The organism is Rhizobium sp. NZLR1b (assembly GCF_019685155.1).
Lineage (GTDB): Bacteria > Pseudomonadota > Alphaproteobacteria > Rhizobiales > Rhizobiaceae > Rhizobium.
On the sequence record NZ_JABDWC010000001.1, the window covers coordinates 497,788 to 506,797 of the forward strand.

The 9,010-nt window shown below is 61.0% G+C and carries 9 protein-coding genes; all 9 read right to left on the reverse strand.

All coding sequences use genetic code 11. The annotated features are described in order from the left end of the window. Positions 1-20: 20 nt before the first annotated feature. Entirely contained in the window at positions 21-1,112 is a 1,092-nt protein-coding gene (locus tag HJB84_RS02230; RefSeq protein WP_246762833.1) for a glycine betaine/L-proline ABC transporter ATP-binding protein, read from the reverse strand. Between the two features lie 80 nt (positions 1,113-1,192). After that, complete coding sequence (locus HJB84_RS02235) at positions 1,193-2,044, reverse strand: glycine betaine ABC transporter substrate-binding protein (RefSeq protein ID WP_221115160.1); 852 nt, start codon at positions 2,042-2,044, stop codon at positions 1,193-1,195. Positions 2,045-2,122: 78 nt separating this feature from the next. Then, positions 2,123-3,469 carry an FAD-binding oxidoreductase gene (locus HJB84_RS02240; RefSeq protein WP_207584616.1) on the reverse strand — a complete coding sequence of 449 codons (1,347 nt, stop codon included), beginning with the start codon at positions 3,467-3,469 and terminating at the stop codon, positions 2,123-2,125. Beyond that, on the reverse strand, positions 3,466-4,983 hold the full coding sequence (locus HJB84_RS02245) for an aldehyde dehydrogenase (RefSeq protein WP_207584615.1): 1,518 nt from the start codon (positions 4,981-4,983) through the stop codon (positions 3,466-3,468). Before HJB84_RS02245 ends, HJB84_RS02240 begins: the two co-directional genes overlap by 4 nt. Next, complete coding sequence (locus tag HJB84_RS02250) at positions 4,976-5,887, reverse strand: dihydrodipicolinate synthase family protein (protein WP_207584614.1); 912 nt, start codon at positions 5,885-5,887, stop codon at positions 4,976-4,978. The genes HJB84_RS02245 and HJB84_RS02250 overlap by 8 nt, the downstream gene beginning before the upstream one ends. Continuing rightward, positions 5,884-6,600: a GntR family transcriptional regulator gene (locus tag HJB84_RS02255; protein WP_221115161.1), complete on the reverse strand. Its 717-nt coding sequence runs from the start codon at positions 6,598-6,600 to the stop codon at positions 5,884-5,886. Before HJB84_RS02255 ends, HJB84_RS02250 begins: the two co-directional genes overlap by 4 nt. Before the next feature lie 404 nt (positions 6,601-7,004). Beyond that, positions 7,005-7,574 (reverse strand): S-(hydroxymethyl)glutathione synthase, encoded by a 570-nt coding sequence (gene gfa, locus HJB84_RS02260; protein ID WP_221115162.1) that lies wholly within the window; start codon positions 7,572-7,574, stop codon positions 7,005-7,007. Positions 7,575-7,631: 57 nt separating this feature from the next. Continuing rightward, the gene (fghA, locus tag HJB84_RS02265; RefSeq protein WP_221115163.1) at positions 7,632-8,468 is read right to left on the reverse strand and encodes an S-formylglutathione hydrolase; all 837 of its coding nucleotides are present in this window, start codon (positions 8,466-8,468) and stop codon (positions 7,632-7,634) included. 3 nt (positions 8,469-8,471) lie between these two features. Further along, positions 8,472-9,010 (reverse strand): zinc-binding dehydrogenase (locus tag HJB84_RS02270; protein ID WP_221115164.1); only part of this gene is annotated, 539 nt, incomplete at its 5' end.

Here is a 9,010-nt window from a genome sequence, read left to right on the forward strand (position 1 = left end):
TCAATCAGCTCCAGTTGGGGTCACGCCGCCGTGAGATTGTGGGCCGAGGTTCCTTTGACGCCCATCAGCAGGCTGCGCAGCGTGACCACGCCGACGACCTGGTCACTGTCGACGACGGCGATGGCATCGCGCTCCGACTGCATCGTCAAAGAGATGAGTTCGTCGATATCGGCGTCCGGCGTCGTGCGTGCCAGCAACGCGATGTCGACGTTCGGCGTGCTCTGCTGGAATTCGGCGACACTACGCATGACCGAATGCGCCTTGATCAGATGAAGGCGGGATATTCCCGCGACGAATTCGGCGACATAGGCGTCGGCCGGGTTGAGGATGATCTCCTCGGCCGTGCCGGTCTGGATGATGACGCCATCCTTCATGATCGCGATGCGGTCGCCGATGCGGATCGCCTCGTCGAGATCATGGGTGATGAAGACAGCGGATTTGCCCAGGGCTTTGGTCAACTGGCGGAATTCATCCTGAAGCTGACGGCGGATCAGTGGATCGAGCGCGCTGAACGGCTCGTCCATCAGAATGATCTCGGGGTCGGAGGCGAGCGCGCGAGCAAGCCCGACGCGTTGCTGCATGCCGCCGGAAAGCTCGTTGGGGTATCGGCTGAGCCAGTCGGCGAGGCCAACCTTCTCGAGGGCGGCCGCGGCAGTCTTGTTTCGCTCCGGCTTGGAAATTCCCTGGACCTCGAGGCCGAAGGCGGCATTTTCCAGCACTGTCCGGTGCGGCAGCAGCGCGACGCTCTGAAACACCATGCCGATGTTCTTGGCCCGCATCTGCCTGAGATCAACCGGCGACAAGGCGGCGATGTCGCGTCCCTTGACGAGCACCTTGCCGGAACTCGGCGTGATCAGCTTGTTGAGAAGGCGGATAAGCGTCGATTTTCCGCTTCCCGACAATCCCATGATGCAGAAGATTTCGCCCCGCCGGACCTCGATGCTCGCATCGGAAACGCCGACGACACAATTGAATTCCTTCAAGACGTCTGTCTTTCCGAGGCCGCGCTCCTTGATTGACTTCATCGCTGCGGCGGATTTGCCTCCGAAGACCTTCCAGAGGGATTGGCAGTCGATCAGGACATCTTCGGCATCGATATTGGCGGTTTTCATCGCGATCCCCTTTGAGCCAATCGGCGCTGGCTTCTTCATTTCAGGTTGGCCGCCCGACGGATCGGACGGCCATGAAGCGATTACTTCTTCTTGATGTTTTCCCAGCGCTTGATCAGGTCGGCATGGCTGCCGATCCAATCCTGCACGGCCTGGTCCATCGTCTTGCCGTCCTTGACTTCACCGTTGATGGTGGTGATGTCGGCGATTGGCACGTAGACGCTTGCCATGACTTCGCGGGCGTGCGGGTTTTCTTCTGAGAAGCCCTTATGGCCGATCCAGTAGTAGCTCTGCGGCGGCGGGAATACGCCCTTCGGGTCCTTGAGATACTTGACCTCGTACTTCTGGACCATCCACGACGGCTCCCAGATCGTGACCGCGATCCATTCCTTGCGATCATAGGCGGATTTCAGCGCCGCCGTCATCGCGGCCGTGCTGCCCTCGACGAGCTGGAGCTTGAGGCCGTAATCCTTGACAGCATTCGCCGTATCGCGCATCAGGCCGGCGCCCGGCTCGATGCCGATAATCTTGCCGCCGAATTTGTCGGCATTTTCACTGAGCTGATCGAGCGAGTCGATCGGAACATATTTCGGAACGGCAACGCCCTGGTAGAGGCCGTGCGACACCGGCGAAATCTTCTCGAGACGGTTCTTGTTCTTGTCCCAGTAATCCTGAGCGACGTAGTCGGTCTGCGAGGTGAGAGCCTGGATATCGCCCTTGGCAAGAGCGGCATAGGCGATGCCCCATTCGGAAAACTCGGTCACCTTGACGGTGTAACCGGCATCTTCGAGAACCTTCTTGGTAATGCCGGTGATGGGCGTCAGGTCTTCCCATGACATCGTGCCCAGATTGATCGTCTTTTCTTCCGCGCGAGCAGGAAGGATGCTGATCCCTATCACCGCAGCGGCGCAAAGCGCCTTCCACAAAGTCTTCATTGTTCTTACTCCTGGTTTTCGTTCCCATACTCATTGAAGTCTGCGGGCGGCAGTCTTCATATTGCGCGGGCAGAGGGATCATCCCTCGCGGCCTGCGCGCAATTCCTGAAAGCGGATGACCGAGTTGACGCCGAGCCACGCGATGGGCTCCGGAGGCAATCTCGTCGGTTCCGGCTGATTGCTGTATTTGTCGAGTTCGAGGCTACCGGCACCCGCCGCCAGATCGGCCGCCATCATGCCCGCAAAAGTGCTCTTGACCGTGCCGAGACCGTTCTCGCAGCAGGCGGAAAAGAGCCCTTCCTCGACCTCGCCGAATGCCGGCACATGGTTCCGGCTAAGGCAGAGCGCGCCCGCCCAGCTATATTCCATCGGCAGGCTTTCCAGCCCGGGGAACCGGGCATCGAACGACCGGCGCTGTTCGACCGCGATACCGGCAACGCGCTTCTCCGACACTTTCAGGCTCGGGTCATAGGTGAACCTCGTCCTGACGACGATCCTCGAAAGCCCGTCCTTGGTGATCTTGCGCACCGTCGCGCCCATCGGGTCGGCCGGCAATAGCGCCCAGCGATCCACACCGGTGACGTCACCTGCGAATTCGTTCTGGGAAAAGGCCGATGTCATCGACGCGTAGGTGAAGATGTGCATCAGCCGGCCGCGGAAATGGCCGAAGCTTTGAATATGGCCGTTGACGCCCAAAATGACCTTCGGCGCCGAAACGGAGCCGCAACCGGTCTTCGCCTTCCAGGTCCTGCCTTCGCGCGAAAGCTCCAGCACCGGCGAGTGCTCGTGGATGGCGACCTTCGAATGGAGCCCGCGCGCCAGGCCACGAATATAGTCGGCCGGCTGGATCATTACCGCGCCCGGCGTGTAAAGGCCACCATGGTAATAGCGAGAACCGGTCATCTCTCGCATTTGATGTGCATCGAGAACGCGATGCTGCTCGCCGATCTTCTCGAGCGACTTCCTGTAATTGTCGTTGAGACCCATGCCCCGGTCGGAGGCCGCGGCATTCACCTTGCCCGATGGGTCAAAGGTTTCCCGCGACAGGCCGTTTTCGGCCGCCACATCGGCTGCGAAGGCAATCGCCAGGCGGTTCTGCCGAATCTCCTCTTTGGTCGCCTCTTCGTCGGCCACCGAATACTCGCCCGAGGACAGGTTGTGCGGCACGTCGATCATGAAACCGGAATTCCGGCCGGCCGGACCCTTGGCGAGCTCGCGAGCCTCCAGGACGACGATCTTGTCCTGGGGGCGCAATTGCGAGAGGCGGCGCGCCGCCGAGAGGCCGGCAAATCCGCCGCCGATGATCAGCCAGTCCGCAATAGTGTCGTGCTCAAGCGCCGCTACGGGAAAGGCGCGTTCGCTGGTCGCCTCCCATCCCGAAACGCCGGTGTCGGTCGGCAGGTGCTTGATCACATGGCGGCTCATCGGATGGTCTCGTCGACCGACCGCTCGGATACGTCGATCCAGATGGTCTTGAGTTCGCAGTAATTGTCGTGAGCAAAGACCGACTTGTCGCGGCCGCCGAAGCCGGACTCCTTGTAGCCGCCGAACGGCGTGGTGGCATCACCTTCACCGAAGCAGTTGACGGTGACGACGCCGGCGCGGATTTCGCGCGCGAGCTTGATGGCGTTTCTCAGGCTGCCGGTATAGACCGACGCCGTCAGGCCGTAATTGGTGTCGTTGGCAAGGGCGATCGCTTCGGCAAGCGAATTGAAGGTTGTGACCGAGAGTACCGGCCCGAAGATCTCTTCCTGGAACAGGCGGCTGGCGGGCGTTACGCCATCGAACACCGTCGGCTCGATGAAGATGCCGCCATGCGTTTCGCCGCCGTGGGCGACCGTTAGCTTCTCCGTCTTGGCGTCGTCGAGGAAGGATTTCACCTTCTCGAAATGCGCTTTGCTGACCAGTGCGCCGATGCGATTGTCCGGATCGAGCGGATCGCCGGTCTTCCATTCGCGCATATAGGCGCCGATGCGCTTCAGCAACTCGTCCTTGATCTTGGAATGAACAATGAGACGCGACGTGGCAGAGCAGTTCTCACCCATGTTCCAGAAGGCGCCGTTGACCACCTGCTCGGCAACGAGATCCAGGTCTTCGGCATCGTCAAGAACGACCGCGGGATTCTTGCCGCCGCATTCGAGTACGACCTTCTTGAGGTTCGAATCCGCGGCATAACGCAGAAAGCGGCGGCCGGTCGGGGTCGATCCGGTGAAGGCGACCATATCGACACCCATGTGCAGGCCGATCGGTTCGCCGACTTCGCGGCCGGAGCCGGTGACGACGTTGAACACACCAGCCGGAATGCCGGCTTCATGGGCAAGCTCGGCGACACGCAGCGTCGTCAGCGTCGTTTCCTGGGCCGGCTTGACGATGACCGAGCAGCCAGCGGCGAGCGCCGGGCCGATCTTCCAGGCCAGCATCAGCAGCGGGAAATTCCATGGAAGCACACATCCGACGACGCCGATCGGCTCGCGCACGATCATCGTCAGCGCGTTGGCTCCGACCGGGGCGGTGTTGTCATAAAGCTTGTCGATCAGCTCGGCATGCCAGCGGATCGTATGAATGGTATCAGGAATATCGACCGTCTGGCATTCCCGCACCGGCTTGCCGCTGTCGATGCTTTCCAGGACGGCAAGCTCGTGCCTGTTCTGCTCCATGAGCTTGGCGAGCTTCAGAAGCACTTCCTTGCGCGCTCCCGGCGAGCGCAGCCGCCAGCGTCCATCATCGAACGCATCCCTCGCCTTCGTAACGGCGAAGTCGACGTCGCTGGAATCGCAGGCGGCGATTTCGGCAAGGACCTCGCCCGTTGCGGGGTTCGTGGAGGCGAAGGTCTTGCCGGAATTTGCCGGACGGAATGCGCCATCGATGAAGGCATTCGTCGGAAACTGAAGCTCGGTGGCGATCGCCTTGTATTCGGCGGCGGTCAAGGGTTCATGCATGGTTTGCTCCCGATGTGATCTGGGCGACCGTGCGCTTCAATGTGGCGACGACGGTCTGGAGGGTTCGCTTTTCTTCGGAGTTGAGCGGACGCAGCGGCGCGCGGACCGATCCGACATTCAGCCCGATCAATTCGCATCCGTGCTTGATCGACTGGACGAACTTGCCGCATTCAAGGAAATCCATCAGCGGCAGCATTGCCGTCATGATCGCCCGGCCCTTGTCGAAGTTCTTTTCCAGGACGCAGGCCTCATAGAGAGCGACATGCTCGCGCGGCAGGAAGTTTGAGCCGGCGCAGACCCAGCTCTTCGCACCCCATGCGAAGAATTCGAGCGCCTGATCGTCCCAGCCGCAGGACAGCGCGATATGCGGAAATTTCCGGGCGAGCCGATGAAGATTGCCCATGTCGCCGGAGCTTTCCTTGATGGCGATGACGTTCTTCGACTTGCCGACGCGGGAGAAATACTCCTCGCCCATCACCACGCCCATGCGGGCCGGATAGTTGTAGAGCATGATCGGCAGGTTGGCGGCGCGATCGACCGTCAGCGCATGGACGGCGTTTTCGCGTTCGGTCGGCAGCGCGTAGGGCGGTGACGACACCAGGATTGCATCCGCGCCGATTTCCTTCGCCGCCTTGGCATATTCGACCGAATCTTCGGTACGTATGGCACCGGTCCCGATGATGAGCGGCAGCCGTGTGCCGATGACTTCTCGCGCATAGGCGGCGAGTTCGAAACGCTCCTGGCTGCTCTGGGCGTAGTATTCGCCCGTCGAACCGCCGACGATGATGCCGTGCACTCCCGCCTCGATCAGCGACTCGAGCACGGCGGTAAATCCGGCCCGGTCGATCTGTCCATTTTGATCGAGTGGCGTCACCGCCGGCGTATAGATCCCCTCAAACTTCACGGTGACTTCTCCAATAATTGCGTGGCCGGAGCGCCGAGGAAGGCGTCCGCTTTCAGGCCTTGCGGGGCGATGAACATCTCCATGTTCTCGCGGGACAATTCCCAGTGTTCGAAAACGAGATCGACGACGGCATTCTCGTCGTGAGCGCCGAGCGCGGCGATGAAGCCGTCATGGTGGTCGACCGCCACCTGCAGCCGCCGCTTCATGTCCTCGTTCCTCGGTCGGAAGAACGTGTGGCCGATGCGCGCGTGATCGATGAGCAGCCGGCCGAGACTCGGCTGCAGATAGACGTTGCCCGACATTTCGCCGAAGATCTCGTGAAAGCGGTTGTTCTCCAGCACCATTCTCAGGGCGTCTGCGTCCTCGCTGGCGGCGCGAAAGCGCTCCTGGGTCTGCTTCAGGTCGACAAGCTGGGCGGGCTTGAAATTCTGCACGGCGAGACGGCCGATCGCCGCATAGATCAACGGCGCGACAAGAAAGAAATTGCGCAGCGTGGAGTGGTTCATCGGGATGACCCGCGCACCCCTGTTCTCGCGGATATCGATATAGCCCTCACCGGCAAGGCGGCGGAATATGTCGCGGACCGGCGTCCGGGAGAGCCCATATTTTTCGCTCAGACTGGCCTCGTCCAGATCGGCGTCCGGGTCCAGTTCCATCGTCAGAATCCGGCGTTTCAGATCTTCGTAGAGATTGCTCTTGGGTGTCCTCGCCATCGTCGATCTCCAGCCATTGTTGCTCTACGTCATGAAGATGGCACGGCTCTCAGGAGGAGTCAAATAATTGTGTACTTTGCGTACACAATTATTATTCCTAGGATACACAATATCGCGAAGTCGCGCGGAGCCGTTGCCGGTTCGGCGCCGTTTCAATTCCAAGGTGAGGGATTGGCTTGCGCCCGATACGCGGATTGGCCGAAACCGCGGGCAATTCCTTCTGGAAACCTGCGTCGGTCGTCGGAGAGAGTTCTTCGTGGCGGGTTATCAGCGCCTTCGGCGCGTCAACGCCAATCATCGGGCGTCGAAAGCTGGCCGCGGCACGGCGGCGCGCCGCCATCTGCGGATATCACGCTGATGGCGGCGGTTTTGTTGGGGCCGCCGAGGTCGGCGTCCCCATTAGATCACGGGGCGAGCGCTCCGCTCTTCTTGGCGGTCCAGGTTGCGATATAGTCCATCAAGCCGGGGTTGAGGCAATCGTACGGCTCGAGGCCCGACGCCTTCAACTGCGCTCTGACGGCGTCCATCTTGCCAGGATCGAAGCCGCTTTCGATGATCGACGACACGAAGGCCGCAAAGCCCGGCTTTGCCCAGCCGCCTTCCTGGAAGCGCTCCGGATGGATGAACGACAATCCCTGGAACGCATGTTCACGCTCGACCGGGCCGTACAGATGCACGCCGCATTGCTTGCAGGCATGCCGCTGGATCAGCGCCGCGGCTTCGACGACGGCAAGTTTGTCACCGTTCTCCAACACTTCGACGCTGTCGGTCGGCGCAACTGCCACGACCGAAAAGACGGCGCCCTCTGGCTTCCAGCACTTGGTGCAGCCGCAGGCGTGATTATGGGCGATATCGCCCTTGATCCTGACCTTTACGGGGTTGCTCGTGCACTTGCACACGAGCGTTCCGCCTGCAAAGGCAGCGTCAGTCGCCTGAAAGCCTGAATCCACTAGCGGATGAATAGCTATGCTCATTGCTTTTCTCCTTCCCTCCCTGGCCGTTTGCGTTATGCCCGGCCGAGCCCTTCCAAACTAATTTCCCAACCTCTGCGCATGCCAGCGCAGATGGTCTTCCATGAATGTCGAAATGAAAGAGTAGGAGTGGCCGTAGCCTTCCTGCATGCGAAGCGACAGGTCGATGCCCGCCGCTTCGCAGGCTTGCCTGAGCTCATCGGGACGCAATCCGTCCTCCAGGAAGCTATCCGCCGTCCCCTGATCGACGAACAGTTCCGGGAACCGGTACCCGTCTTCGATCAGCGAGCAGGCATCATAGGCCCGCCAGGTCGTTTCATCCGTCCCGAGATATTTCCGCAATGCCGGTTTCGACCAGCCGGAGACCGAGGGACGGCTGATCGGCGCGAAGGCCGAGCAGCTCTGGAAGCGATCCGGGTTCTTGAGCGCGATGGTGATCGCGCCATGCCCCCCCATCGAGTGCCCGAAGATTCCCTGGCGGCCCATGTCGACCGGGAATTCCGCGGCCAGCAGCCGCGGCAACTCGTCGACGATGTAGCTGTACATCCGATAGTTCGCCGAATAGGGCGGCTGGGTGGAATCGACATAAAAGCCCGCACCCTTGCCGAACTGCCAATTGTCGGCTTCGTCGGGGACGTGGTCACCGCGCGGGCTGGTATCCGGGCAGACGACGATCAGTCCGAGCTCAGCCGCAAGCCGCCGATACTCGCCCTTGTCCATGACATTGGCATGCGTGCATGTCAGGCCGGAAAGGTACCATAGAACCGGGCAGTTGCCCTTGAGCGCCTGCGGCGGCACGAAGACAGCAAAGGTCATGTCGCAATCACAGACCTCCGAGCGATTAACGTAACCCCCCTGGATGCCGTCGTGTGACTTCTCTGTCGAGATGGTTTTCATGGCTTAATAGACCACCACGCCGCGGATGCTTTCGCCCTTGTGCATCATGTCGAAGCCTTTGTTGATGTCTTCGAGCGGCATGGTGTGGGTGATCATCGGGTCGATCTGGATCTTGCCCTGCATGTACCAGTCGACGATCTTCGGCACGTCGGTGCGGCCACGCGCGCCGCCGAAGGCGGTGCCCATCCAGTTGCGGCCGGTGACCAGCTGGAACGGCCGGGTGGAGATCTCCTGGCCGGCGCCGGCAACGCCGATGATGATCGACTTGCCCCAGCCGCGATGGCTGGCTTCGAGCGCCTGGCGCATCACCTTGGTGTTGCCGGTGCAGTCGAACGTATAGTCGGCGCCGCCGATCAGGTCGCCATTGCGCTTCGTCAGGTTGACGAGATAGGGCACGATGTCGTCGCCGACCTCCTTCGGATTGACGAAATGCGTCATGCCGAACTTCTCGCCCCATTCCTTGCGGTCATTGTTGATGTCGACGCCGATGATCATGTCGGCACCGGCAAGCCGCAGGCCCTGCAGCACGTTGAGGCCGATGC

Excerpts from the sequence above, each read along its gene's own strand:
- HJB84_RS02230 (WP_246762833.1), bottom strand. The coding sequence starts at position 1,112 with ATGAAAACCGCCAATATCGATGCCGAAGATGTCCTGATCGACTGCCAA.
- HJB84_RS02235 (WP_221115160.1), bottom strand. The coding sequence starts at position 2,044 with ATGAAGACTTTGTGGAAGGCGCTTTGCGCCGCTGCGGTGATAGGGATC.
- HJB84_RS02240 (WP_207584616.1), bottom strand. The coding sequence starts at position 3,469 with ATGAGCCGCCATGTGATCAAGCACCTGCCGACCGACACCGGCGTTTCG.
- HJB84_RS02245 (WP_207584615.1), bottom strand. The coding sequence starts at position 4,983 with ATGCATGAACCCTTGACCGCCGCCGAATACAAGGCGATCGCCACCGAG.
- HJB84_RS02255 (WP_221115161.1), bottom strand. The coding sequence starts at position 6,600 with ATGGCGAGGACACCCAAGAGCAATCTCTACGAAGATCTGAAACGCCGG.
- gfa (WP_221115162.1), bottom strand. The coding sequence starts at position 7,574 with ATGAGCATAGCTATTCATCCGCTAGTGGATTCAGGCTTTCAGGCGACT.
- fghA (WP_221115163.1), bottom strand. The coding sequence starts at position 8,468 with ATGAAAACCATCTCGACAGAGAAGTCACACGACGGCATCCAGGGGGGT.